Origin of the sequence: Paraburkholderia sabiae, assembly GCF_030412785.1 — a bacterium.
Lineage (GTDB): Bacteria > Pseudomonadota > Gammaproteobacteria > Burkholderiales > Burkholderiaceae > Paraburkholderia > Paraburkholderia sabiae.
Window position 1 is genome coordinate 4,476,776 of the sequence record NZ_CP125295.1, and the last position, 23,004, is coordinate 4,499,779.

The 23,004-nt window shown below is 63.2% G+C and carries 22 protein-coding genes; 13 read left to right on the forward strand and 9 right to left on the reverse strand.

Features of this window, described 5'->3' with window-relative positions:
- Positions 1-14: 14 nt before the first annotated feature.
- Together QEN71_RS20110 and QEN71_RS20115 are read left to right on the forward strand one after the other, a co-directional pair.
- On the forward strand, positions 15-1,568 hold the full coding sequence (locus QEN71_RS20110; protein WP_201650350.1) for an efflux transporter outer membrane subunit: 1,554 nt from the start codon (positions 15-17) through the stop codon (positions 1,566-1,568).
- A 225-nt stretch (positions 1,569-1,793) separates the two neighbouring features.
- Complete coding sequence (locus QEN71_RS20115) at positions 1,794-3,122, forward strand: Nramp family divalent metal transporter (RefSeq protein WP_201650349.1); 1,329 nt, start codon at positions 1,794-1,796, stop codon at positions 3,120-3,122.
- Positions 3,123-3,224: 102 nt separating this feature from the next.
- On the opposite strand, the gene flhC is transcribed toward QEN71_RS20115, so the two are convergent.
- The 6 genes from flhC to QEN71_RS20145 all read right to left on the reverse strand — a co-directional run bounded on the left by flhC (position 3,225) and on the right by QEN71_RS20145 (position 8,545).
- Entirely contained in the window at positions 3,225-3,848 is a 624-nt protein-coding gene (flhC, locus tag QEN71_RS20120) for a flagellar transcriptional regulator FlhC (RefSeq protein WP_201650348.1), read from the reverse strand.
- A gap of 16 nt (positions 3,849-3,864) precedes the next feature.
- Positions 3,865-4,185, reverse strand: a complete 321-nt coding sequence (gene flhD, locus QEN71_RS20125) for a flagellar transcriptional regulator FlhD (RefSeq protein ID WP_201650347.1) — start codon at positions 4,183-4,185, stop codon at positions 3,865-3,867.
- A 548-nt stretch (positions 4,186-4,733) separates the two neighbouring features.
- A complete protein-coding gene (locus QEN71_RS20130; RefSeq protein ID WP_201650346.1) occupies positions 4,734-5,948 on the reverse strand; it encodes a YeeE/YedE family protein in 1,215 nt (404 codons plus the stop codon).
- 273 nt (positions 5,949-6,221) lie between these two features.
- On the reverse strand, positions 6,222-7,028 hold the full coding sequence (locus QEN71_RS20135; RefSeq protein WP_201650345.1) for a 2OG-Fe(II) oxygenase: 807 nt from the start codon (positions 7,026-7,028) through the stop codon (positions 6,222-6,224).
- Positions 7,029-7,139: 111 nt separating this feature from the next.
- Positions 7,140-7,667 carry a GNAT family N-acetyltransferase gene (locus tag QEN71_RS20140; RefSeq protein ID WP_201650344.1) on the reverse strand — a complete coding sequence of 176 codons (528 nt, stop codon included), beginning with the start codon at positions 7,665-7,667 and terminating at the stop codon, positions 7,140-7,142.
- 8 nt (positions 7,668-7,675) lie between these two features.
- Positions 7,676-8,545, reverse strand: coding sequence for a helix-turn-helix domain-containing protein (locus QEN71_RS20145; protein ID WP_455565887.1), 870 nt, complete (start codon positions 8,543-8,545; stop codon positions 7,676-7,678).
- A 139-nt stretch (positions 8,546-8,684) separates the two neighbouring features.
- Between QEN71_RS20145 and QEN71_RS20150 the strand changes: the two genes are divergently transcribed.
- The 4 genes from QEN71_RS20150 (at position 8,685) to QEN71_RS20170 (ending at position 11,897) form a co-directional block, all read left to right on the forward strand.
- The gene (locus QEN71_RS20150; protein ID WP_201650343.1) at positions 8,685-8,939 is read left to right on the forward strand and encodes a hypothetical protein; all 255 of its coding nucleotides are present in this window, start codon (positions 8,685-8,687) and stop codon (positions 8,937-8,939) included.
- A gap of 197 nt (positions 8,940-9,136) precedes the next feature.
- The gene (locus QEN71_RS20155; RefSeq protein ID WP_201650342.1) at positions 9,137-9,505 is read left to right on the forward strand and encodes a nuclear transport factor 2 family protein; all 369 of its coding nucleotides are present in this window, start codon (positions 9,137-9,139) and stop codon (positions 9,503-9,505) included.
- Between the two features lie 38 nt (positions 9,506-9,543).
- Positions 9,544-10,212 (forward strand): hypothetical protein, encoded by a 669-nt coding sequence (locus QEN71_RS44800; RefSeq protein ID WP_377791044.1) that lies wholly within the window; start codon positions 9,544-9,546, stop codon positions 10,210-10,212.
- A 122-nt stretch (positions 10,213-10,334) separates the two neighbouring features.
- Positions 10,335-11,897: a tetratricopeptide repeat protein gene (locus QEN71_RS20170; protein WP_201650340.1), complete on the forward strand. Its 1,563-nt coding sequence runs from the start codon at positions 10,335-10,337 to the stop codon at positions 11,895-11,897.
- A 71-nt stretch (positions 11,898-11,968) separates the two neighbouring features.
- Here QEN71_RS20170 and QEN71_RS20175 read toward each other — a convergent pair whose 3' ends face one another.
- The 3 genes from QEN71_RS20175 to QEN71_RS20185 form a co-directional block, all read right to left on the reverse strand.
- On the reverse strand, positions 11,969-12,373 hold the full coding sequence (locus tag QEN71_RS20175) for an Hsp20/alpha crystallin family protein (protein WP_201650339.1): 405 nt from the start codon (positions 12,371-12,373) through the stop codon (positions 11,969-11,971).
- Positions 12,374-12,388: 15 nt separating this feature from the next.
- The gene (locus tag QEN71_RS20180) at positions 12,389-12,823 is read right to left on the reverse strand and encodes an Hsp20/alpha crystallin family protein (protein ID WP_201650338.1); all 435 of its coding nucleotides are present in this window, start codon (positions 12,821-12,823) and stop codon (positions 12,389-12,391) included.
- A 240-nt stretch (positions 12,824-13,063) separates the two neighbouring features.
- Entirely contained in the window at positions 13,064-13,975 is a 912-nt protein-coding gene (locus tag QEN71_RS20185) for a DUF72 domain-containing protein (RefSeq protein WP_201650337.1), read from the reverse strand.
- 294 nt (positions 13,976-14,269) lie between these two features.
- Here QEN71_RS20185 and deoC point away from each other — a divergent pair, with 294 nt between their 5' ends.
- The 7 genes from deoC to QEN71_RS20220 all read left to right on the forward strand — a co-directional run bounded on the left by deoC (position 14,270) and on the right by QEN71_RS20220 (position 23,002).
- Entirely contained in the window at positions 14,270-15,280 is a 1,011-nt protein-coding gene (gene deoC / locus QEN71_RS20190; RefSeq protein WP_201650336.1) for a deoxyribose-phosphate aldolase, read from the forward strand.
- A 13-nt stretch (positions 15,281-15,293) separates the two neighbouring features.
- Positions 15,294-17,690 carry an aldehyde dehydrogenase family protein gene (locus QEN71_RS20195; RefSeq protein ID WP_201650335.1) on the forward strand — a complete coding sequence of 799 codons (2,397 nt, stop codon included), beginning with the start codon at positions 15,294-15,296 and terminating at the stop codon, positions 17,688-17,690.
- Between the two features lie 90 nt (positions 17,691-17,780).
- Positions 17,781-18,251, forward strand: a complete 471-nt coding sequence (locus QEN71_RS20200; protein WP_201650334.1) for an RbsD/FucU family protein — start codon at positions 17,781-17,783, stop codon at positions 18,249-18,251.
- A gap of 5 nt (positions 18,252-18,256) precedes the next feature.
- On the forward strand, positions 18,257-19,216 hold the full coding sequence (gene rbsK, locus QEN71_RS20205; protein WP_201650333.1) for a ribokinase: 960 nt from the start codon (positions 18,257-18,259) through the stop codon (positions 19,214-19,216).
- Positions 19,217-19,266: 50 nt separating this feature from the next.
- The gene (locus QEN71_RS20210; RefSeq protein WP_201650332.1) at positions 19,267-20,286 is read left to right on the forward strand and encodes an ABC transporter permease; all 1,020 of its coding nucleotides are present in this window, start codon (positions 19,267-19,269) and stop codon (positions 20,284-20,286) included.
- Between the two features lie 100 nt (positions 20,287-20,386).
- Entirely contained in the window at positions 20,387-21,391 is a 1,005-nt protein-coding gene (locus QEN71_RS20215) for an autoinducer 2 ABC transporter substrate-binding protein (RefSeq protein WP_201650331.1), read from the forward strand.
- Positions 21,392-21,469: 78 nt separating this feature from the next.
- Positions 21,470-23,002, forward strand: a complete 1,533-nt coding sequence (locus QEN71_RS20220) for a sugar ABC transporter ATP-binding protein (protein ID WP_201650330.1) — start codon at positions 21,470-21,472, stop codon at positions 23,000-23,002.
- Positions 23,003-23,004: the final 2 nt, after the last annotated feature.

Sequence of the window (23,004 nt, forward strand, 5' to 3'; positions counted from 1 at the left end):
TGGAGAAGAAGAAAATGACGAAGTTCGAAAACATGGGGCGTGTTGGCCGTGCAGCGGCGAGTGGCTTGCTGATGTTGCTGCTCGCGGCGTGCTCGGTCGAGCCGACGTACAACCGTCCCGATGCGCCGACGCCTGCAGCATTCAAGGAAGCGCCCGTAACGACCACGACGGATGCAGCGGCCACGCCGCTGCCCGCGAGCGAAGCGGGCACGTGGAAGACGGCCGAGCCCGCCGAGGACGCGCATCGCGGCGAATGGTGGATCGTGTTCAACGATTCGACGCTGAACGACCTCGAGAAACAGGCCGCCGATGCGAACCAGGATCTGAAGGCCGCCGCTGCACGCGTGCAGCAGTCGCGGGCGTTGACGCAGGCGGCGCGCGCCGACTGGTTCCCGTCGCTGGATGCGGGCTTCGGTCCGACGCGCGAACGCCTGTCGCCGGCTTCGCAGTTTCTGCCGAACGACACGCACGTGCCGACGCAGACGCTGTGGCGCGCGCAGGCCACGGCTTCGTATGAGGTCGATCTGTTTGGTCGCGTGAGTTCGAACGTGAACGCCGCGCGTGCCGATCAGGCGCAGAGCGAAGCGTTGTTCCGTTCGGTGCAGCTCGCGTTGCAGGCGGACGTCGCGCAAAACTACTTCCAGTTGCGCGAGTTCGATACGCAATTGAGCCTGTATCGTCAGACGGTGACGTTGCGTGAAGACGCGTTGAAGCTCGTCGAGCGCCGCTTCAATGAAGGCGATATCAACGAACTCGATGTATCGCGCGCCCGCAATGAACTGGCGACGGCGCGTGCCGATGCGGTTGGTGTCGCGCGTCAGCGTGCAGCGTCCGAACACAGCCTCGCGATTCTGCTCGGCAAGCCGCCCGCGGACTTCGCGTTCCCCGAGACGCCGCTTGCGCCTGTCACGGCGCGTGTGCCGGCCGGGTTGCCGTCCGCGCTGCTGGAGCGTCGTCCGGATATCGCGGCGGCGGAGCGTGCGATGGCGGCGGCGAATGCGCGTGTTGGTCTCGCGAAGTCGGCGTTCTTCCCGAAGCTCGATATCACGGGTGCATTCGGTTTCGAATCGGCGACGCTCGGCGATCTGTTCCAGTGGTCGAGCCGCGCGTTCCTGCTCGGACCGTTCGCGGGCACGGCGCTGACGGTGCCGATCTTCGACGGCGGCCGGCGCAAGGCGAACCTCGCGAACGCACGCGCGAAGTATGACGAGGACATTGCGCAGTATCGTCAGCAGGTGCTCGTGGCGTTCCGCGAAGTCGAGGACAACCTGTCGGACCTGCGTCTGCTCACCGATCAGACGCGCGAGCAGAACAATGCTGTGAACGCGTCGCAGCGTGCCGAGCATCTGTCGCAGACGCAGTATCAGGAAGGTCAGGTCGCGTATCTCGATGTGATCGATGCGCAGCGCCAGGTGCTGCAATCGCAACTGCAATTGAGCCATCTCGCGGGCACGCAGGCGGTGGCGACGGTGAACCTGATTCGCGCGCTCGGCGGCGGGTGGGGCGATGCGAAGACGGATGTCGGCAACGCGGATGCACAGGCGCAGCAGCAGTTGGTGAAGCGTTGAGCGTTGTTTGACACTGCACTCGTATGCGGTACGAAGCGGACCCTTGCGGGTCCGCTTTTTTATTTGCGCGAGATGCGCGCCAAGGCGGTGTGCGCACAGGCTGTGCGCTACGCCCCTACCGGGACGCTGCCGGAAGTTTCTTTGTACACTTGAGGGCGTTTCGCGGCACAGTCTTTCTTTTCGATTGATCGCGCCGCGAGTTCATTCACCTCGAGGTCACCGGCTTTGCAGTTCAAACTTCCTACTACAGCCACCGCGCCGTTCTGCCCATCCGAGGTGCAGGGCACCGTCACCGTCTCGCAGTCCGCGCCCTTCTGGAAGAAGATCCTTCAGTTCGCAGGTCCCGGCCTGCTGGTGTCGATCGGTTACATGGACCCCGGCAACTGGGCCACCGATATCGAAGCCGGCTCGCGCTACGGCTATAACCTGCTGTTCGTCGTCGTGCTGTCGAGCCTCGCGGCGATGGTGCTGCAATGTCTGAGCATGCGGCTCGGCATCGTGACGGGCCGCAATCTCGCCGAACTGTCGCGCACGCGTTATTCGCCGGGCGTCGCGCGGTTTCAATGGTTGCTGGCCGAACTGTCGATCGTCGCGTGCGATCTCGCCGAAGTGCTCGGCGGTGCGCTCGCGTTTCATCTGCTCTTCAAATGCTCGCTGACGGTGGGCGTGCTCCTGACGGCGTTCGACACGCTGATCGTGCTCGGCCTGAAGGGCAAGAACTTCCGCGATCTCGAAGCGATCATGCTCGGCCTGATCGCGACCATCGGCATCGGCTACGTGATCCAGCTGGCGCTCGTGCATCCGCACTGGCCGTCCGTCGCGGCGGGGCTGGTGCCGTCGTGGCAGGCCATCAGCGAACGCGAGCCGCTGTATCTCGCGATCGGCATTCTCGGCGCGACCGTGATGCCGCATAACCTCTATCTGCATTCGTCCGTCGTGCAGACGCGCGCGGTCAAACGCGATCATCAGGGCATTGCGAGCGCGATCTCGCTGTCGCGTATCGATACCGTCGTCGCGCTGTTTCTCGCGCTGCTGATCAACGCGGCGATCCTGATTCTCGCGGCAGCCGCGTTCCATTCCACAGGCCACACCGAAGTTACCGAAATCGAGGATGCCTACCGGCTGCTCGCGCCCATCGTCGGCACGGGCTTCGCGGCTGTGCTGTTCGCGATCACGCTGCTCGCGTCGGGACAAAGCTCGACGTTCACGGGGACGGTCGCGGGGCAGGTCATCATGGAAGGCTTTTTGCAACTGAAGATTCCGTGCTACCAGCGGCGCTTCATCACGCGCGCGCTCGCGCTGATTCCCGCGCTCGTCGGCGTGCAGATGCTCGGCAACGGCGCCGTCGGCAAACTGCTCGTCGCGAGCCAGGTGGTGCTGAGCCTGCAATTGCCGTTCGCGCTTTATCCGCTGATCCGCATGACGGGCGACCGCGCGCTGATGGGCGAATTCGCGAACCGGCTGCCGACGCGCATCCTCGCGTGGGCGCTGTTCGTTCTGATCAGCGCGGCCAATATCTGGCTCGTCGTGCAGACCGTCGGGCTCGCAGGCTGAAGCCGAAGCCGTTACAGAAACAGCGGACGAAAAAAAGCCGGTCTCGCGAGACCGGCTTCAAAAGTAATTCTTTGCTTCGGATGGACTGAGCGATGTGCGGCGCTAAGCCGCCAACGCAGTTTCCTCGATCAGTTCCTCGAGCACCTCGACTTCTTCCGCGACTTGCGGCAGCGGTGCGATTTCCTTCTCGGCCTCGCGCTTCGCAGCGGCGGCCTTCTTCGTCTTGCCGGCGCGCGACGGCGGCTGGCAGGCGCCGCACACGACGTTGTGCTGCAGGTCGTGCTTGTGCGCGACGAACTTGCCGCTGCAACGGCAGCAGGGCGTCAGTTGCAGGATGTCGGCGTCGAAGAAACGCACGAGCGTCCATGCACGCGTCAGATCGAGGACCGGCTCGGTCTCGCTATGACGGCAATGTTCGAGGTACAGACGATAACCCTTGGTCAGCGCGTCCAGATGCGAGCAGCGCGCTTCGTTCTTCAGGAACAGGTACGTGTTGTAGAACAGCGATGCGTGGATGTTCGCCAGCCACGTCATGTACCAGTCCGCCGAGAACGGCAGCATGCCCTTGGGCGGCGATACGCCCTTGACCTCGCGGTACAGGCGGATCATGCGGTCGCGCGACAGCGTCAGCTCGCTTTCGAGCACCTGCATGCGCGCGCCCAGTTCGATCAGCGCGATCGCGCGGAACACTTCCTGCGCGTCTTCGGTAAGGCTCTTTTTCAGCATGGCAGTCCTCTGAGGTTTAAGCGAACTGCTCTGCAGGCTGTCCAGCCAGCAGGATCGCGGCATGCGTCGATGCCACTTCTGCGTGCCGGGACGTGTGCGTCAACGCCGACAACATCGCGTGGTCGTTGAAGCGGAAGAAGCACAAAAGCTGATCGGAGCTGGCCAGCTTGACGATCTGCGCGAGCGACAGCCCGGCAAGAATATCAGCCAGTTCCGACGACAAGCCCAGACGGAACATGCCGACTGCCTTGTCCTCGCGCAACATGCGTTGTGCGAGCATGATGTAAGACAAATTGATCTCGCGGATAGAATCCAGCGTCTCGCTGCTACGGTCCATTTTCTCTGTTTCCGAAGCCCCGAATTACTTTTGTCGGCATTTTCTGCCGTTATGGTCTTATGCCCCGCCGGACACTGAAGATTTCCGGCGTCAAGTTGGTGCAGAGATACATCCAGCCAACCTTTGATACAAGCCGTTACATTTCGTAACAGCTTGGGCGGAATTGTATGAACAGGATTTCCAGAAATCAATACCTTTCTCAAAAAAAAGATACGACAAAACAACACTGTTTTCGGTAACTCTTTCACGTCATCGTCATAATGCATAGCTAGACGGAAAACGTTTGCGACGGGGCTCCCGCAAACCCTTGTCCAATAAGGATCAAAGCAATAGTTTCCGATTTTCAGAGCGGCCGCCGCTTATGCGAAAACGATATGAGTTCAGAAAGCGGGGAGAAAGAAAAACAAAAACCGGCAGGTAAAAAATACGCCGCCGGTTGGGTGGTCAGGGATAACCCCAGATGTAACGAAAAGGAGTTACAAACCAGGAAGATTTTGTAACTGGTTCGGGCCGGAGTTGTTACAGACTCCGACCAGGTTTGTAACGGTTCAGCAGCCAGTCTGGCGGATACGCTCTACTTCCAGGCCGAAAAGCGGACGCAGCCGGGTCCCGATCACGTTGCCGCAGAACGCGGCGACGAGCCACAGCCAGCCGTGCAGGCTGCCTGACACGATGCCGCTGAAATACGCACCGATATTACAACCGTAGGCCAGCCGGGCCCCGTAGCCGAGCATCAGGCCGCCCGCGACGGCCGCGATGAGGGAGCGCATGGGCACGCGCCACACGGGCGCGTAGCGGCCCGCCAGAGCGGCCGCAGTCATCGCGCCGAGCACGATCCCGGCATCCATTACGCTCGTTACATCGCGTGTAACCGACGAGGTGAGGGCTGCTGCATTCGTGTGAGAACTCCAGTAAGGCCAGCTGGCGACGTCGATGCCTGCCAGCGAGAACAGCTTCGCGCCCCACAGCGCGAACGCCGACGTCACGCCCCACGGACGGCCCGACAGTGCGAGCGTCGCGAAATTGAGCAGCGCGAGGGCGATCGCGCCCGCGAACAGCGGCCACGGGCCGTGCAGCCACGGCGACGTGTTGGCGGCGCGCGGCGCATCGTTGACGAGGCGCCCGTGACGGCGTCGTTCGATCGCGACCGTCAGCGCGGCAATCGCGGCGAACACAGCGAGATTGATCGCGATCGCCCAGCCGGCGCCGAAAGTTGTAACAAGCGAAGTCGGCTTGAGCGACGGCAGCGCCGTCCAGAACGGCATATGTGCCGTCGCGACGACCGAGCCGACGATGAACGCCGCGAGCGTCACCAGCATCCGCGTGCTGCCGCCGCCGACCGTGTACAGCGTGCCCGACGCGCAGCCGCCGCCGAGCTGCATGCCGACGCCGAACATGAACGCGCCGACGATCACCGATGTCCCTGCCGGCGACACCAGCCCCGCAACAGGATGGCCGAACAGCGAGCCCGCTGACAGCGCCGGGAAGAACAGCAGCACGCCGATGCCGAGCATCAGCATCTGCGCGCGCAGGCCGGCACCGCGGCCATCGGCGATGAACACGCGCCACGCGGACGTAAAGCCGAATGCCGCGTGATACAGCGACATGCCGAGCAGCGCGCCGACCACATAGAGCGCGGCCTGGCGGCCGCTGACCGTCTGCGCGAGATAGACCGCGCCGAGCGCGATCAGAAACAGGGAGGCGACGAGCGGCTTCGGATTGATATCGAAGCGGCGCGGAAGAGGGGTAGCGAGATCGGACATGACGAGCGTTGTGCGAGCGTGTGAATTTCTCGGACTGCGTCTCGGACTGCACGGGCGGTGACGGCGCGTGTGCCGTGCCGGAGAGCGCGGGTCCGCGAGGATGGACGTAGCTGGAATGTGCGGCCCCGGAGCCGTTTTGCAACGGAGAGGCCGTCAGACAACATAGCACGTTATGCCCGATGATGCCGCGTGCCGCCCCGTTTCGCGAGCGCGCGTTCGGCGCTGGAACGTGAGCGCCGCACGGTTGTAAGACCTATCGGTATCGCTATCGCGCTATCGCGCGTCGTGGAAGATCACGCCGAGCGTATGTCGATGCCCCGAGCGCAGCCGGCTCACGCCGTGCCGCATATTCACGCGATACGCGCCGCGCGTGCCCTGCACGGGCCGGTGATGCACGGCGAACAGCACGGCATCGCCCTTGCGCAGCGGCACGACTTCCGTGCGCGACTGCATGCGCGGACGCTGTTCCGTCAGCACGAATTCGCCGCCTGTGAAGTCCTTGCCGGGCTCCGAAAGCAGGATCGCGAGCTGGATGGGAAAGACGTGCTCGCCGTACAGATCCTGATGCAGGCAGTTGTAGTCGTCTGCCGCGTATTGCAGGATCAGCGGCGTCGGCCGCAGTTGCCCAGCCTGATGGCAGCGGCGCAGGAAGGCGGCGTGCGTCGGCGGAAAGCGGATGTCGATGCGCATCGCTTCGTGCCACGCGTTCGCGACGGGCGCGAGATGCGGATACACAGCCATACGCAGCGCACCGATCACGTCGGGCAGCGGATAGTCGAAGTACTTGTACTCACCTCGTCCGAAGCCGTGCCGCGCCATCACGACGCGGCTGCGATACAGATCGTCGCGCGGATAGAGCGCGCTGAGCGCGTCGCACTCGTCGGCGCTCAGCAGGCCTTCCAGCATCGCGCAGCCGTGGGCGTCGAGTTCGCTTGCGGCGCGCGTCCAGTCGATCGCTTCGACGCGCGTTTCGATCGATTGCCGTGTCGCGATTGCTGGCAGCGGCTCGCGCCGGCTTTTGCGCGGCGTTTCATCGGCGGTGAACAGCGTGGTTTGAGTGTCGAATGCGAAATCCTGCATGAGCGGCTCCGTCGCGTATCTGCGTTTTCGATGCCACCCAGTCTACGCAGCCCGACGCGCTCGCACACTCCGCGTCTTGCTCTCTTATTCGGCGAGCGGGCCTGTCCCACTTCACATGAAGCGCACCATCAGATCGGCGTCATGAAACACACCGTCGATGCACAGCGCGCCCGGCTCCGTTCCATACACGCGAAAACCGAGCGATTCGTACAGCGCGCGGGCCGAGCCGTTCGCGCTCGTCACGAGCAGCCCAATCTGCCGCAAGCCATCGACCTGTCCGGCGCGCGCGAGCAGTTCCGTCAGCAGCGCACGACCGACGCCGCGTCCCGCCGCTTCGTCCGCGACATACATGCCGATCACATGGCCCTTGTGCCGTTCCTTGTGCCGCGTTTCGCGCAGCAGTCCGACCGTGCCGACGAGCGCGTCATCCGGCGACCCGTAAGCGCCCAGCAAAAAGCTGCCGACGGCGGCCTGCGTGCCGCTCAGCATCGAATCGTGTTGCGACGGGCCGCGCTCGACGGCCTCGTCATAGCTTTGCCCGAACGCGGCGGGATACGTTTGCAGGCCGCGCAGACGCAGTGCGAAGAACGCGTCGCGATCGGCGGGGCCGAGCTGGCGGATCGAGATGTCGTGTGCCATGCGCGACCTCAGGCGCTCGCCGCAGCGGACGCCGCACGCGTGTCCGCGAACTTGCGCAGTGCGTCGGCCGTCTGCGGATCGGCGGGGAAGAACGCTTCGATCGCCAGTTCCGACAGCGTGACGTCGACGGGCGTGCCGAACACGGTGGTCGTGCTGAAGAACGACAGCACGCCGAGTTCCGTGCGCAGGCGCAGCGGCACGGCGATCTGTTCGAGCGGCGACGCGTGACTGTCGTCGGCGGGCTCGGCGTTCGCAGGCGTCGGGTAATCGGCGAGTTCGTCGTAGAGCGCGGCAAGCGTCGCGTCCGCGCTCACTTCGATCTGACGCTGCAGGCGCGACAGCAGATGCGCGCGCCACGCGTGCCAGTTGGCGATCTGCGACGCGATGCCGTCCGGATGCATCGACAGTCGCAGTGCATTGACGGGCGCCTCCAGCAGCGCCGGCTTCGCAGACGTCAGCAGCGGCGCGAGCGCGTTGTTCGCGGCGACGATCGTCCAGTGCCGGTCGACGGCGACAGCGGGATGCGGCTCATGGCCTTTGAGCACGAGATCGATCGCCTCGCGCGCGGCGTCGAGCTGCGGATCGCTCAACTGACGCTCGCGATAGAGCGGCGCATAACCCGCCGCGACGAGCAGCGCATTGCGCGCGCGCAGCGGCACCTCGAGCCGCTCGGCGAGATGCATGACCATTTCGCGGCTCGGCAGCGCGCGGCCCGATTCGACGAAGCTCAGATGACGCGTCGAAATCTCGGCTTCGGACGCGAGCAGCAACTGGCTCATCCGGCGCCGCTGCCGCCATTCGCGCAGCATATCGCCGACGGTGCGGCTCAACGAGGGTGCGCCAGCGGGCGCGGACGAGGTGGCTGTGAGCGTGTTCATGCCGACGATGATAGCCAAACCGCGCCGCGATTCCATTACCTCAGAGGTAAAGCAGGGCTGCGCAGCGAGCGGCGCAGCATCGCGGACGCCGCCAAACGCGCTCATACTGAAGACCCTTGCGACCGTTCCGGAGGCAAACATGTGGGACAAGATCGAGCACAACGGCCAGGAAGTCTGGGTGCTTCCCGTCACGGCCTACGGGCCGCCCGTGCCGGAAACCCTGTGGCACTACATCGGCTATGTGTGCCGGCACGGCGCGGACGCGCACGTCGAAGGACAAAGCCGCCGCTTCCAGGAACTCGTCGCGACCTTCCGCAGCGAAGAGGAAGCGCGCGAAGCGGGCTATGACGAAGGCCGGCGACTCGCCGATCAGGTCAGCGTCGCGAAGGCCTGACGCCCGTCTCTTTACCGTTATTCCGCATGTCGTTCTCTCCGGCACCTGCGCGCATCGACGCCGCGGGTGCTGCCCGATCATTACCTCGCGAGTAATCGACGCACGTACGTTCATCGACGATTCTTCAGTCCGAGGCCGCCGTCATCGTGAAGCACACGGCGCATGTCTCGATCATCCACCGACTGAAGGAGTCAATGATGAACGCGCATACCGCACTGATCGACCGTTACTTCGACGCCTGGAACGAAACCGACGCCGGCCGCCGTCGCGAACTGATCTCGGCCAGTTGGGCCAGCGACGCCGTCTATGTCGATCCGCTGCTGTCCGGCAATGGACACGACGGCATCGACGCAATGATCCGCGCCGTCCATGAGCGCTTTCCGCAGCACACGTTCCGCCGCACGACGGACGTGGACGGCTTCGCCAACCGGCTGCGCTTTTCGTGGGAATTGCTGACGCCGTCAGGCACTTCGATCGTGAAGGGCTCCGACTTCGGTGTCGTCGATACGCACGGCCGGTTGCAGTCCGTGACGGGCTTTCTCGATGAAGCGCCGGGCGCTGCCTGATCGCCAGCCATCCCACATACCAAGACTGGAGAAACATCATGCATGAGCCCGCCGTCGCGTCGAACGCGGCCGCTTGTGAACGTGCGCAAGGCGCAATCGATACGGCATCGGGTGCCGTCGCCGGCTTCGCGCTGCACGCCAGCGCTCGCGCATTCACGTTCGTCGCACTCATCGCGTGGCGCGACCCGGTGCTCGGCGGCGCGGCGCTCATGCTGCTCGCGCTGGTCGGCTGGATCCGATGGGTGTTTATATCGGAATGTGTCATCGGAGAACCGTTGACGCGCGCGTTCGTCCTGATTAAAGTGCTGCGAAAAGCGGTATGCGCAGGTCGATTCGAACATCAACAAGACTCCGGGGAACGCAAGACCATGCAAACGACGAACAACATCGGCACGATGGGCACGGGCAGCATGAACAACGGCGCATCTTCCGCGTCCGGCACGTCCGGCTCGCAGGCGAGCAACAAGCCGAGCTTCAAGGAACTGCTCGATCAGTTGACCGATTACACGAAGGGTTCGGCGGGCGAGCGTCTGCAGAAGATGATTCTCGCAAAGCTCGGCGTATCGGAAGACGACCTGAAAAAGATGTCGCCCGAAGACCGCGAAAAGATCATGCAGAAAGTGCGCGAGATGATCAGGAAAGAAGTCGAAGCGCAGAAGCAGCTTGAAGAAATGCAGAAGAACAACAAGATCCGCGTGTCGGTTTGATGACATGAGAGCGGCGGCCTGCTGGTAACGCAGGCACGAAGCAGCGGTATGACGGGGCGCTCGCGTACAATCGACTCCTCCGTCTCCGGTCGCGACGTGGCGTTGCGCCGAACCGCTGCATCATGAATCACGATATCGCCCAAAGCCTCGCCGACGCGCAGCAGAAGTTCACCGCCGGTCAATACGACGAAGCAGCGGCGCTGCTGAACGGCATCCTGTCCGTCGATCCCAACCACAACGAAGCACTCGAAGCGCTCGGCTATGTCGCCGCGAAGCAGGGCGATTACGCGCGCGCGGCGGACTATGCGTGGCGCGCCGCGCAACCCGCATCGACAAATCCACAGCAGCTTCATTTCGCCGCGCACATCTGCCAGCTCGCGGGGCGTCACGCCGATTCGCTCGTGTTGTTCGAGCGCGTTCTCACAGCATTTCCCGATCACGCCGAATCGCTGCATGGCGCTGCGATGTCGCTCGTCGCAACGGGCGAGCATGCGCGTGCGCTGCAACGGCTCGCGCGTCTCGCACAACGTTATCCGCAATCGGCTGAAGTGCAGTACAACCGCGGCACGCTGCTCGGTCAAATGGAGCGCTATGACGAAGAGCTTGCTGCTTATCGTCAGGCGATCGCACTCAAGCCGAACTTCGTGCGCGCGTATGTGAATCTCGGTGTCGCGTTGCGCGATCTGCATCGCTTCGACGAAGCCTTGCAGCAGTTCAAGAAAGCCGTATCGATCGATACGAACGATGCCGGCGCGCGCACCAACCGCGCACAGACCAACCTGCTGCTAGGCGAGTTCGAACATGGCTGGCGCGAATACGAATGGCGCTGGCTCGACGGCACGATGAGTCACGGCTTGCCCGACGCGACGCTGTGGACGGGCAAGCAGCCGCTCGACGGCAAGACGCTGCTCGTGCATGCCGAGCAGGGTTTCGGCGATACGTTGCAGTTCATTCGATTCGTCGGGCGTTTAAGCGCGATGGGTGCTCGCGTGATCGTGCGCGTGCAGGATGCGCTGTTGCCGCTGTTGCGAGGATTTCCCGGTACCGCTGAGGTGATCGGCGAAACCATGCCGCTGCCCGCATTCGACTATCACATTCCGATGCTCAGTCTCGCGTTCGCGCTGAAAGTGCGCGAAACCGATTTGCGCATCGAAAGCCCGTACGTTCATGCCGATCAACAACTGGCCGCTCAATTCGCCGATGGGTTCGCACAAGACGATGCGCGTCCGCGCGTCGGCATCGTGTGGTCGGGCAGCCGTACGCATCTGAACGACCGCAACCGTTCGATTCCGCTCGCACAATGCATGCCGCTGTTCGATGCGCGTGCGCAGTTCGTGTCGCTCGTAAAGGATGTGCGTGAAGGCGATCGCGCTGCAGTCGATGAACTCGTGGCGCGTGGCGTGTTGCGCGATGTGTCCGATCGTTTGACGTCGTTCGCGGAGACCGCCGCGCTCGTCGCGCAACTGGATATCGTGATCGCCGTCGATACTGCCGTCGCGCATCTGGCGGCTGCGCTCGGCAAGCCGGTATGGATCGCGTTACCGTTCACGCCCGACTGGCGCTGGCAACTGAAGCGCGAAGACAGTCCGTGGTATCCGCAGATGCGCCTGTTCCGTCAAGCGAAGCGCAACGAGTGGAGCGATGTCGTGCAACAACTGCGGGCCGCGCTGGATGCTGAAAGTTAGCGCGATATAACGGCGGACAAAAAAACGGAGCACAGCGGTGCTCCGTTTTTACATCGACAGAAAGTCTACGCTTAGCCGACGTTCACATCGATGCGTCGCGGCTGCGCCTGTTCGCGGCGCGGAATGACGAGCTTCAGCACGCCGTCCTTCAGGTTTGCTTCGATCTTCGACGTGTCGAAGTCGTCGCTGATCGTGAAGCGCCGCGCGAACAAGGGCGCGCGCACTTCGGCATGCGAGAGCCGCACATTCAACCCCGCGGGCACAGCCGACTCGCCTTCGATCGTCAGACTGCCGTCGTGCACGCGAATGTCGAGCTTGTCCTTCGACACGCCAGGCAGATCGGCCCATAGCGTCACGGCCTTGCTGTCTTCGACGATGTCGACGGGCGGCGTCACGGTCGCACGCCGTTCCTGCGCGCGCGCTGCGTTGCGGTTCACTGCGCTTTCGTCGCGCCGGGTCACTTGAGTGTCGCTCATGATTTCACCTTGCATTTATTGAACCGTAATCGCACGCGGCTTCGACGCTTCGCGCTTGCCGACCTTGATCACCAGCAGGCCGTCGGTATAACGCGCCTGCACGTTGTCGGGATCCGCTTGCTGCGGCAATTCGACGACGCGGCGGAACGTGCCCTTGAAGCGTTCCTGCGCATAGGCTCGCGCGCCTTCTTCCCGCACTGCCGTGCGCTCGCCGGCGATGGTCAGAAGACCCTTGTCGATCGATAGTTCGAGCTTTGAAGGATCGATGCCGGGTGCGAATGCAACGATCTCGATCGCGTCTTCCGTCGTGCCGATGTTGAGACCGGGGAACGCACCCGCGCGGCTCGAACGGATGCTGGCAGGGAAGCCGCCGCCGAATACGCCCGACATATGCCGCTGCAAACGGTCGAGTTCGCCGAACAGATCGTTGCCGAAATAGAAGTCACTCATGGTCGCTCTCTCCTCTGAGCGGCAAGGCGGGCCGGCCTGAGTGTGCCGGCTGCCTGTCATGCCGCGACAAACGAACGAAGTGGATACACGCAGCGCCGTCATGTCGATGCAGCGGCTGCCCTGGATGACTCGATAAATAGGAAGCCTGCGCAAACTTTTCAAGTGCGATTTCTGCAAAAAAGAGGGGCTTGAAAAGCGCAGGCGGTGGCCTTAGATGAGTGCGTTTCGGCCTGGCGGCGCTCAGGTTGCGTGCCCGACGTTGTTCATCTGCGCCGTTGCAGCCGATGGAACCAGGCGCCGCTTGAGTCGCGCTGAGTCGAAGGGCGCTTCCACTTTTTTGTCGTTGTCGAAATAGACAAGCACGTCGCGCGCACGACGCGAGGGCGCTGCGCGTTGTGCGATACGCACGGCATCTTCCGGCTCGCTGCCGTGTGACCATGCGTCGATACGTGCGGCGAAACGGTCGAGCGCTTTGTCGGTATACGCGCCGCCGTACAGCGTTTCGCTGCCGTGCAGGCGCATGTAGACGAAATCGCTCGTCACGTCTTCGGCATAGGGCCAGCCTGCCACGGCGTCGGAGACCACGAGCGCCGCTTTGTGCTTGCGCAACAATGCGACGAATTCCGGCACGCAGAAACTCGCATGGCGAATCTCGATCGCATGCCGCAGACGTCTGTTCGAATCGACCTCACACCAGGGTTCTTTCACGCGGCCATCATGCGTACGCGCGAGCGCCGCGGCCGCTTCGACATCGCGCGGCAGCAGCGCAAGGAACGCTTCGAACGATTCGGGCGCGAACCTGAAGTTCGGCGGAAATTGCCAGAGGAATGCGCCCAGCTTGTCACGCAGCGCGAGCACGCCGGATGCAAAGAAATTCGCGATCGCGGGCCGCGCCGTCTCGTCGCGAAAGCGCAGCATGTGCGTGAGATAGCGCGGGCCCTTGACGCTGAACGTAAAACCGTCGGGCGTCGCGTCGTACCACGACAGATAGCTGCCGATGCCTTGCAGCGAGTAATGCGAGCCGTTGATTTCGATGGTATCGACGGCGCGCGACGCGAATTCGAGTTCGCGCTTCTGCGCCAATCCCTGCGGATAGAACACGCCGCGCCAGCCGTCGTACCGCCAGCCCGAAATCCCGATCTTCACGGCCATATGCGAGTTCCTTCCGATGTTGGCTGGCATCTCGCAAGCGCTGTTCCAATGTTTGTGACACGGCTAACCTGGCAAGTCTCGGCTCGCGCCCTGGTGAAAACACTAATGCCCGCGGTCCGTGCACATCGAATCCAAGCCCCATAAGACTTTGGCGCATATGCAGCGCAGTTCAGACGTCCGTCCAAACTGGAAACAATCATAACGACGCTTGTTAGAATCCTATCAAGCGATGTACGATGGATGCGAATAAACCATCAGCTGTTGCTGTGCATTGCACAAACCTGTGGACGTCTCATGCCTGAAGCTCCTACGCAGTCTTCGTCGGTGGTCGCGCTGCGGCGCGCAGCCCATCTTCATCCCGTACGCAATCCCGGCGTGCCTTTCGATCTCGCGTGGCTCGACGGGCTGCGCGTGAACCAGTCGGCTGTCGAACGTCGCACGTCGACGCTGGGCACGCGCCGCACCGTCAAGAAGGATGCGCAGGCTGCGTGGCTGCTGAAGGCCATCACCTGCATCGATCTCACGACGCTGAGCGGCGACGACACGGAAGGCCGTGTGCGACGTCTGTGCGCGAAAGCGCGGCAGCCTGTACGCGCCGATATCCTCGCCGCGCTCGACGTGCCGTCGCACAGCATCACGACGGGCGCCGTGTGCGTGTATCACCGCTACGTTGCGGCCGCCGTCGATGCGTTGCGCGGCAGCGGTATTCCCGTTGCTGCTGTATCGACGGGCTTTCCTGCCGGTCTCATTCCGCATCCGCTGAAGCTGAAAGAGATCGAGGCGTCGGTGGCCGATGGCGCGCAGGAAATCGACATCGTCGTGACGCGCGAATATGTGCTTACGGGCAACTGGCAGGCGCTCTACGAAGAAGTGCGCGACTTCCGCGCCGCATGCGGCGACGCGCATCTGAAAGCGATTCTCGCGACAGGCGATATCCAGACGCTGTCGAACGTTGCGCGCGCGTCGATGATCTGCATGATGGCGGGCGCCGATTTCATCAAGACGTCGACGGGTAAAGAGGGCGTCAATGCGACGCTCGACGTGTCGCTCGTGATGGCGCGCATGATTCGCGAATACCACGCGCGCACCGGCATCCTGATCGGCTTCAAGCCTGCGGGCGGCGTGTCGAATGCGAAGACGGCGCTGTCGTATCAGATCCTGATGAAAGAAGAACTCGGCCGTCCGTGGCTCGAACCCGAACTGTTCCGCTTCGGCGCGTCCAGTCTTCTCGCCGATATCGAACGCCAGCTCGAGCACCACGCGACTGGCCGCTATTCCGCCTTCAACCGTCACCCCGTTGCCTGAGCAGATCGATCCCATGAGCGTAGCCGAGTATTTTTCATCGATGGAGTACGGTCCCGCACCGGAGGACGATCAACCCGCGCGCGCGTGGCTCGCGCAGCATGACGCGACGTTCGGTCATTTCGTCGACGGTGGATGGCGCGCGCCCGCAGCGGGCGAGCGCTTCGCATCGCACGAACCGGCGACGGGCGAATTCCTCGCGCAGATCGCGCAGGGCGATGCAGCGGATATCGATGCCGCCGTCGCCGCCGCGCGCGCTGCACAGCCCGCCTGGTTCGCGCTGGGTGGCGCGGGCCGCGCAAGGCATCTGTATGCGCTGTCGCGGATGGTGCAGCGTCACAGCCGACTCTTCGCCGTGCTCGAAGCACTCGACAACGGCAAGCCGATCCGCGAAACGCGCGACATCGATATCCCCCTTGTTTCAAGGCACTTTCTGCATCACGCAGGCTGGGCGCAACTGCAGGACAGCGAGTTCAAGGACTTCGCGCCGCTCGGCGTGATCGGCCAGATCGTGCCGTGGAATTTCCCGCTGCTGATGCTCGCGTGGAAGATTGCGCCCGCCATCGCGACGGGCAACTGCGTCGTGCTGAAGCCCGCCGAATACACGCCGCTCACCGCGCTGCTGTTCGCCGAACTCGCGCAACGCGCAGGCTTGCCGAAGGGCGTGCTGAACGTGGTGACGGGCGACGGACGCACGGGTGCTGCGCTCGTCGAACATCCCGGCGTCGACAAGATCGCGTTCACGGGGTCCACGGAAGTGGGCCGCATGATTCGCGCAGCGACGGCGGGCACGGGCAAATCGCTGACGCTCGAACTGGGCGGCAAGTCGCCGTTCATCGTGTTCGACGACGCGGATCTCGACGGCGCAGTGGAAGGTGTCGTCGACGCGATCTGGTTCAACCAGGGACAAGTGTGCTGCGCGGGCTCGCGTCTGCTCGTGCAGGAAGGCGTGGCTGCGCGTTTTATCGACAAGCTCAAGCGCCGCATGGCGACTTTGCGTGTCGGTCCGTCGCTGGACAAGAGCATCGACATCGGCGCGATCGTCGACAAGATGCAGCTCGAGCGGATCGCTTCGCTCGTCGAAGCGGGGCGCCGCGAAGGCTGCGAGATCTATCAGTCGGCGGAAGCGAACGTGCCTTCAGACGGCTGCTTCTATCCGCCGACGCTCGTTACGGGTGTTGCGCCTGCATCGACGTTGGCGCAGGAAGAAATCTTCGGCCCCGTGCTCGTGACGATGACGTTCCGCACGCCCGACGAAGCCGTTGCGCTCGCGAACAACACGCGCTACGGCCTCGCCGCGAGCATCTGGAGCGAGACGATCGGCCGCGCGCTCGATATCGCGCCGCGCCTCGCGTGCGGCGTCGTGTGGGTCAACGCGACGAATCTGTTCGATGCCGCTGTCGGTTTCGGCGGTTATCGCGAGTCGGGTTATGGACGCGAAGGCGGCCGTGAAGGTCTCTATGAATACGTGAAGCCGAAAGCATGGCTTGCGCGCGAAGAGCGTCGTCCCGTGCATCGTGTGACGTCGTCGTCGACAGTGCATGACGTGCAGGAAGGCGCCGATGTGTTCGCCATCGACCGCACCGCGAAGCTCTTCATCGCCGGCAAGCAGGCGCGGCCGGACAGCGGTTATACGTTGCCCGTGTATGGTGCCGATGGTGTGGTCGTCGGCGAAGTGGGCGACGGCAATCGCAAGGACATTCGCAATGCTGTTGCGGCGGCGCGCGGCGCGTCTAAATGGTCGCAGGCCACCGCGCACAATCGCGCGCAGGTGATCTACTACCTGGCGGAAAATCTTGCCGTGCGCGCGCAGGAATTCGCGCATCAACTGGTCAAACGTACGGGTGTGAGCGAAGCCGAAGCGCGCCGCGAAGTGGATGCATCGGTGACGCGTCTCTTCACGTATGCTGCATGGGCCGACAAGTTCGACGGCGCGGTGCATGCGCCGCCGTTGCGTTGCGTGGCGCTTGCGATGAACGAGCCACTCGGTGTGATCGGCGTGGCATGCCCGGACGAAGCGCCGCTGCTGTCTTTCGTTTCGCTGATTGGCCCTGCGCTCGCGATGGGCAATCGTGTCGTTGTGTTGCCGAGTTCGTCGAGTCCGCTTACAGTGACCGACTTCTATCAGGTGGTCGAGACGTCGGATGTGCCTGCGGGCGTGCTCAACATCGTGACGGGCGAACGCGGTGCGCTGCTGTCGGCGCTCGCGAAGCACGACGACGTGGATGCGCTGTGGTGCTTCGGTTCCGCGAAAGATTCGGCGCTGGCCGAACGTGAGTCGGTGGGCAACCTGAAGCGCACGTTCGTCGATCATGGCCGCGCGTTCGACTGGTTCGATACATCGAGCGAAGGCCCGGCGTTTCTGCGCCATGCAACACAAGTCAAGAATATCTGGATACCGTATGGCGACTGATCGTGTTCTGATCGCCTGACAGGATCTGACAGGTTCCGGGAGAACCAAAGCGAACCATAAGCGCGCCAACCGAATAACGGAGGAGACAACGTGCTGAAGAATCTGGACCCGCTGTTGAACGCCGATGTGCTGCACGCGCTGCGCGCGATGGGCCACGGCGATGAACTGGTGATTTGCGACGTCAACTTTCCGGGCGACTCGGTCGCGCGGGAGTCCGTCACGGGCAAGCTGTTGCGGCTCGATGGCGTCGATGCGCCGCGCGCGATTCGCGCGGTGCTCTCGGTGTTGCCGCTCGATACGTTCGTCGACGACCCTGCGCTGCGCATGGAAGTGGTCGGCGAGCCGAACACGGTTCCCGCCGTGCAGCGCGAAGCGCAGGACGAAGTGAACAAGGCAGAAGGGCGCGACGTGCCGTTCGTCGGCATCGAACGTTTCGCGTTCTATGCTCGCGCGAAGAAAGCGTACTGCGTGATCGCGACGGGCGAGCAGCGCGGCTACGGCTGCTTCGTGTTCAAGAAGGGCGTGCTGCTTGCGCCCGACGCACCTGCTTCGAAGGGATGAGCACGATGGCCATGCAACAGAAAGAAGGCCGCGTCGTCATTCTCGGCATCTACGTGACCGACCTCACGTTTCGCGCTGACCGTATGCCGCTGATCGGTGAAACGGTCGCGGGCAACGCGTTCAAGATGGGGCCGGGCGGCAAGGGCTCGAATCAGGCCGTCGCGGCGGCGCGCGCGGGCGCGGACGTGGTGTTCGTCACGCGCATCGGCAACGATGCATTCGGCGCAATCGCGCGCTCGACGTGGGACGCCGAAGGCATTACGGCGCGCGCGTCGGTGATCGACGGCGCATCGACGGGCGCGGCGCATATTTTCGTGGACGACATCACGGGCAAGAACGCGATCATCGTCGCATCGGGCGCAGCGGGCATGATGAACGCGGGCGACGTCGACGCGATCGAAGCCGATATCGCGTCGGCGCGCGTGTTCGTCACGCAACTCGAGCAACCCGTTTCGGCTGCGCGGCGTGGACTCGAAGTCGCGCGCAAGCATGGCGTGACGACGGTGTTCAATCCCGCGCCCGCGTTGCCGCTCGACGACAGCATCTTTCCGCTGTGCGACTACATCACGCCGAACGAATCGGAGACGGCCGCGCTGACGGGCATCGAAGTCCGCAACGTCGACGATGCGCGCCGTGCCGCCGATGTGCTGCTGAAAAAGGGCGTGCGCAACGTGATCGTCACGCTCGGCGAAGCGGGTGCATTGCTGCATTCGGCTGAACAATCGGTGTTCGTGCCCGCGTTCCAATGCGGGCGTGTCGTCGAAACAGCAGGTGCAGGCGATGGCTTCACAGGCGGCTTTGCGGCGGCGCTCGCGCGCGGCACGGATGCCGTCGAAGCGATGCGCTTCGGTTGCGCGCTGGCAGGCATTTCGGTGACGCGCCCCGGCACCGCGCCGTCGATGCCGATGCTCGCCGAAGTCAACGAAGTGCTGGCGCAAGCTGGTCATACGCTTTCAACGCATTGAGCGCGTGCGCCGCTCGATGCGGCGCGCAGCATGAAGGAGTTCGCTTCGACATGAAGTCCTCGCTTTCCGCCGGCCTCTTTCACGACCGGCAACTGAATTTTCTGCTGGCCGTCAACGTGCTCGTCGTGCTGCTTGCGACGTGGATTTCGCACGGCCAGTTCGTTTCGATCGACAACCTGCAGTCGATGGGCGGTCAGTTGCCTGAACTCGGGCTGCTCGCGCTCGGCATCATGCTGTCGATGGTATCGGGCAACGGCGGTATCGATCTGTCGGGCGTCGGGCTCGCGAATCTTTCGGGCATGGTCGCCGCGCTGATCGTGCCGAAGTTCATCAGTGGCGACGATTCGCCGATGCTCTATACCAGCGTGTTCTGCGTGATCGTCGTCTGCATGGGCGCGATTGGCGGCTTTATCAACGGCGTGGTGATCGCGCGCCTGCGTTTGACGCCGATTCTCTGCACGCTCGGCACGCAACTGCTGTTCACGGGCTGCGCGGTCGTGCTGAGCAACGGCGCATCGGTGCACGTCGATTACGTCGAGCCGCTGTCGGATATCGGCAACGGCACGTGGTTTCAGGTGCCCGTCGCATTCGTGATCTTCATCGCGGCCGTCGTTGTGCTCGGCTGGCTGCTGCGGCGCAGCCCGTTCGGCTTGCGTCTGTATCTGATGGGCACGAATCCGAAAGCAGCGTTCTACACGGGCATTCCACGCGCACGCATGCTGATTCTCACGTACACGATGTGCGGCATTCTCGCGTCGCTCGCGGGCCTGATCAGCGTCGCGCATACGTCGAGCGCAAAGTGGGACTACGGCAATTCGTATCTGCTGATCGCGATTCTCATCGCCGTGATGGGCGGCGTGAATCCGGCGGGCGGTTATGGCCGCATCGTCTGCGTGTTTTTTGCCGCGACGGTGCTGCAGTTCCTGTCGAGCTTCTTCAATCTGCTCGGCGTTTCGCAGTTCTTCGGCGATTGCGCGTGGGGTTTTCTGCTGCTGGCATCGCTCGCGTTTGCGGGCGGCGAGCGCGTGCGCGCAATCTTCGGTTTCGCGCAGCCGAATCAGAGGCGCTAGCGCGGCATCAACGGTTTCAGCGGACATCGGAGCCCTGGATTTCCGCCGACATGCCATGCAGGGGCGACACCAAACGACGAAAGGCAAAGGAGACGAACACATGAAACTGACCCGACTGAGCGCTGCCCTTGCAACGGGCGCACTCGCGCTTGGCGTGATCGCCGCTGCGCAGGCCGCCACCAACGAAACGATCGTCACGGTCGTCAAGGTGACGGGGATCAACTGGTTCAACCGGATGGACGAAGGCGTCAAGGAGTTCGCGAAGGACAACCCCGGCGTGCAGGCGTATCAGACGGGCCCGGGCCGCGCCGACGCCGCGCAGCAATTGAAGATCATCGAAGACCTGATCGCGAAGAAAGTGACGGCCATTGCCGTCGTTCCGTACGATCCGCCGACGCTCGAACCCGCGCTGAAGAAAGCGATGGATCGCGGCATCAAGGTCGTCACGCATGAAGCGGACAACGAGAAGAACACGATGGTCGACATCGAAGCGTTCGACAACTCCGCGTATGGCGCAGGCCTGAACGAGCGCCTTGCATCGTGCATGAAGCAGGATGGCAAGTGGGCCGTGCTGGTCGGCTCGCTGGGCAGCCGTTCGCAGGTGCAATGGGCTGATGGCGGCATCAACAACGCGAAGGCGAAGTACCCGAAGATGAATCTCGTCGAGCCGAAGCTCGAAACGAACAACGACGGCGAGAAAGCGTATGAAGTCGCGAAGGAAGTGCTGCGCAAGCATCCGGATCTGAAGGGCTTCCAGGGCTCGTCGTCGCTGGATGTGATCGGCATTGGCCGCGCGGTCGAAGAAGCGGGCCTGCAAGGCAAGATCTGCGTATACGGCACGGGCCTGCCGACGGAAGCGGGCAAATTCCTCGAAAGCGGCGCTGTGAACGGCATCGCGTTCTGGGATCCGAAGCTCGCCGGTCTCGCGATGAACAAGGTCGCGCAGATGCTGGTCGACGGCAAGACCGTGCAGAACGGTGCTGACCTCGGCATTCCGGGCTACACGAAGGTGACGGTCGAGAAGGGTCCGGGCAAGGGCATCATCGTGCGCGGCCAGGGCTGGGTCAACGTCGACAAGTCGAACTACAAGCAGTACAACTTCTGATCGTTGCATGACGGCGCGCGGGCTTTTCAAACGAAGGTCCGCGCGCATTGACATTCATCTGGAGCACGGCTTTTCAGCATGAATCAAAACGTTTCCTCCACGCCGTTCCTGCAGGTGGTCGGCGTACACAAGCGGTTCACGGGCGTGCATGCATTGCGCGGCGTGAGCCTGTCGTTCGAGCGCGGGCAGATCTATCACCTGCTCGGTGAAAACGGCTGCGGCAAGAGCACGCTGATCAAGATCATCTCCGGTGCGCAGCCGCCCGATGAAGGCGAGCTGATCATCGAAGGCGTGAGTCATGCGCGGCTCTCTGCGCTCGAATCGCTCGCGGCAGGCATCGAAACGGTCTATCAGGATCTGTCGCTGCTGCCGAACATGAGCGTCGCGGAGAACGTCGCGCTGACGTCGGAGCTTGCCGAGCACAACGGACGCCTCACGCGCACGTTCGATCGCAAGGCGCTCGCGCGCACGGCAGCGAAAGCACTCGAAGCCGTCGGTCTGCCTGGCGACACCGAATTTCAGGCGACGCTGATCGAACAGTTGCCGCTCGCGACGCGCCAACTCGTCGCGATTGCGCGTGCCATTGCGAGCGAAGCGAAGTTCGTCATCATGGACGAGCCGACCACGTCGCTCACGCAGAAGGAAGTCGACAACCTGATCGCTGTGCTCGGCAATCTGCGCGCACAAGGTGTGACGGTGCTGTTCGTGAGCCACAAGCTCGACGAATGCTATGCGATCGGCGGCGAAGTGATCGTGCTGCGGGACGGCCAGAAGATGGCGCAAGGCCCGATCGCCGATTACACGAAGTCGCAGATCAGCGAGCTGATGACGGGCCGCCATCTGTCGAGCGAGCGCTATCGCGAAGGCGAAGTCGGCAAGGAAGTCGTGCTCGACGTAAAGGGCTATACGCGCGGCACGCAGTTTCGCGATGTGTCGTTCGCATTGCATCGCGGCGAGATTCTCGGCGTAACAGGGCTACTCGATTCGGGCCGCAACGAACTTGCGCGCGCGCTTGCGGGTGTTGCGCCGGCGGAAAGCGGCACGGTGATGCTCGAAGGCAAGTCGATCGTGTTGCGCACGCCATCGGATGCGAAAGACCACCGGATCGGCTATGTGCCCGAAGACCGCCTGAATGAAGGGCTATTCCTCGACAAGCCGATTCGCGACAACGTGATCACCGCGATGATTTCGAGTCTGCGCGACCGCTTCGGGCAGATCGACCGCGCGCGTGCGCATGAACTCGCCGAGCAGACGGTGAAGGATTTGCAGATTGCGACGCCGGGCGTCGACAAACCGGTGCAGTCGCTATCGGGCGGCAACCAGCAGCGCGTATTGATCGGCCGCTGGCTGGCGATCGATCCGCGCGTGCTGATTCTGCATGGACCGACGGTCGGCGTGGATGTCGGCTCGAAGGACATCATCTATCGGATCATGCAGAAGCTGTCGCAACGCGGCATCGGCATCATTCTGATCAGCGATGACCTGCCTGAACTGCTGCAGAATTGCGATCGCATTCTGATGATGAAGAAGGGCCGCGTGGCGAGTCAGTATCGCGCGGACCAGTTGAACGAAGCGGAGCTGTATCACGCTCTGCTCTCAGAGGCTGCATGAGA

Excerpts from the sequence above, each read along its gene's own strand:
- QEN71_RS20110 (WP_201650350.1), top strand. The coding sequence starts at position 15 with ATGACGAAGTTCGAAAACATGGGGCGTGTTGGCCGTGCAGCGGCGAGT.
- flhC (WP_201650348.1), bottom strand. The coding sequence starts at position 3,848 with ATGCTGAAAAAGAGCCTTACCGAAGACGCGCAGGAAGTGTTCCGCGCG.
- flhD (WP_201650347.1), bottom strand. The coding sequence starts at position 4,185 with ATGGACCGTAGCAGCGAGACGCTGGATTCTATCCGCGAGATCAATTTG.
- QEN71_RS20130 (WP_201650346.1), bottom strand. The coding sequence starts at position 5,948 with ATGTCCGATCTCGCTACCCCTCTTCCGCGCCGCTTCGATATCAATCCG.
- QEN71_RS20135 (WP_201650345.1), bottom strand. The coding sequence starts at position 7,028 with ATGCAGGATTTCGCATTCGACACTCAAACCACGCTGTTCACCGCCGAT.
- QEN71_RS20140 (WP_201650344.1), bottom strand. The coding sequence starts at position 7,667 with ATGGCACACGACATCTCGATCCGCCAGCTCGGCCCCGCCGATCGCGAC.
- QEN71_RS20145 (WP_455565887.1), bottom strand. The coding sequence starts at position 8,545 with ATGAACACGCTCACAGCCACCTCGTCCGCGCCCGCTGGCGCACCCTCG.
- QEN71_RS20150 (WP_201650343.1), top strand. The coding sequence starts at position 8,685 with ATGTGGGACAAGATCGAGCACAACGGCCAGGAAGTCTGGGTGCTTCCC.
- QEN71_RS20155 (WP_201650342.1), top strand. The coding sequence starts at position 9,137 with ATGAACGCGCATACCGCACTGATCGACCGTTACTTCGACGCCTGGAAC.
- QEN71_RS44800 (WP_377791044.1), top strand. The coding sequence starts at position 9,544 with ATGCATGAGCCCGCCGTCGCGTCGAACGCGGCCGCTTGTGAACGTGCG.
- QEN71_RS20170 (WP_201650340.1), top strand. The coding sequence starts at position 10,335 with ATGAATCACGATATCGCCCAAAGCCTCGCCGACGCGCAGCAGAAGTTC.
- QEN71_RS20175 (WP_201650339.1), bottom strand. The coding sequence starts at position 12,373 with ATGAGCGACACTCAAGTGACCCGGCGCGACGAAAGCGCAGTGAACCGC.
- QEN71_RS20180 (WP_201650338.1), bottom strand. The coding sequence starts at position 12,823 with ATGAGTGACTTCTATTTCGGCAACGATCTGTTCGGCGAACTCGACCGT.
- QEN71_RS20185 (WP_201650337.1), bottom strand. The coding sequence starts at position 13,975 with ATGGCCGTGAAGATCGGGATTTCGGGCTGGCGGTACGACGGCTGGCGC.
- deoC (WP_201650336.1), top strand. The coding sequence starts at position 14,270 with ATGCCTGAAGCTCCTACGCAGTCTTCGTCGGTGGTCGCGCTGCGGCGC.
- QEN71_RS20195 (WP_201650335.1), top strand. The coding sequence starts at position 15,294 with ATGAGCGTAGCCGAGTATTTTTCATCGATGGAGTACGGTCCCGCACCG.
- rbsK (WP_201650333.1), top strand. The coding sequence starts at position 18,257 with ATGGCCATGCAACAGAAAGAAGGCCGCGTCGTCATTCTCGGCATCTAC.
- QEN71_RS20210 (WP_201650332.1), top strand. The coding sequence starts at position 19,267 with ATGAAGTCCTCGCTTTCCGCCGGCCTCTTTCACGACCGGCAACTGAAT.
- QEN71_RS20215 (WP_201650331.1), top strand. The coding sequence starts at position 20,387 with ATGAAACTGACCCGACTGAGCGCTGCCCTTGCAACGGGCGCACTCGCG.
- QEN71_RS20220 (WP_201650330.1), top strand. The coding sequence starts at position 21,470 with ATGAATCAAAACGTTTCCTCCACGCCGTTCCTGCAGGTGGTCGGCGTA.